The sequence below is a fragment of the Bacillus sp. LR--39 genome (assembly GCF_053613335.1).
In genome coordinates this window covers 1-1,000 of sequence record NZ_JBSIOT010000393.1, presented here as the reverse complement: position 1 = coordinate 1,000, position 1,000 = coordinate 1, and the positions used below count along the sequence as shown (strand labels likewise).

Sequence of the window (1,000 nt, the reverse complement as noted above, 5' to 3'; positions counted from 1 at the left end):
GCAGATTGGTGGACTTAACAAATTATTTGTTAACCCATCCGCACGAGTTAATACCGCTAACCTTTTTCTCTGAGCGGTATGAATCTGCAAAATCATCGATCAGTGAAGATTTAACAATTATTAAACAAACCTTTGAACAGCAGGGGATTGGTACTTTGCTTACTGTTCCCGGAGCTGCCGGAGGCGTTAAATATATTCCGAAAATGAAGCAGGCTGAAGCTGAAGAGTTTGTGCAGACACTTGGACAGTCGCTGGCAAATCCTGAGCGTATCCTTCCGGGCGGTTATGTATATTTAACGGATATCTTAGGAAAGCCATCTGTACTCTCCAAGGTAGGGAAGCTGTTTGCTTCCGTGTTTGCAGAGCGCGAAATTGATGTTGTCATGACCGTTGCCACGAAAGGCATCCCTCTTGCGTATGCAGCTGCAAGTTATTTGAATGTACCTGTTGTGATCGTTCGTAAAGACAATAAGGTAACAGAGGGCTCCACAGTCAGCATTAATTACGTTTCAGGCTCCTCAAACCGCATTCAAACAATGTCACTTGCGAAAAGAAGCATGAAAACGGGGTCAAACGTACTCATTATTGATGACTTTATGAAAGCAGGCGGCACCATTAATGGTATGATTAATCTGTTGGATGAGTTTAACGCAAATGTGGCGGGAATCGGCGTCTTAGTTGAAGCCGAAGGAGTAGATGAACGTCTTGTTGACGAATATATGTCACTTCTTACTCTTTCAACCATCAACATGAAAGAGAAGTCCATTGAAATTCAGAATGGCAATTTTCTGCGTTTTCTTAAAGACAATCTTTTAAAGAATGGAGAGACAGAATCATGACAAAAGCAGTCCACACAAAACATGCGCCAGCGGCAATCGGGCCTTATTCACAAGGGATTATCGTCAACAATATGTTTTACAGCTCAGGCCAAATCCCTTTGACTCCTTCAGGCGAAATGGTGAACGGCGATATTAAGGAGCAGACTCATCAAGTATTCAGC

1 protein-coding gene and 1 pseudogene are annotated in these 1,000 nt (G+C 42.9%); both read left to right on the top strand.

Going from position 1 to position 1,000, the window contains the following annotated elements; all coding sequences use genetic code 11:
- On the top strand, nucleotides 1-839 hold an 839-nt coding region (gene purR / locus ACWHAR_RS23500; protein WP_452088001.1), incomplete at its 5' end, for a pur operon repressor.
- A pseudogene (gene ridA / locus ACWHAR_RS23495) lies at nucleotides 836-1,000 on the top strand (2-iminobutanoate/2-iminopropanoate deaminase); the annotation flags it as partial. The gene purR and the pseudogene ridA, both read left to right, overlap by 4 nt.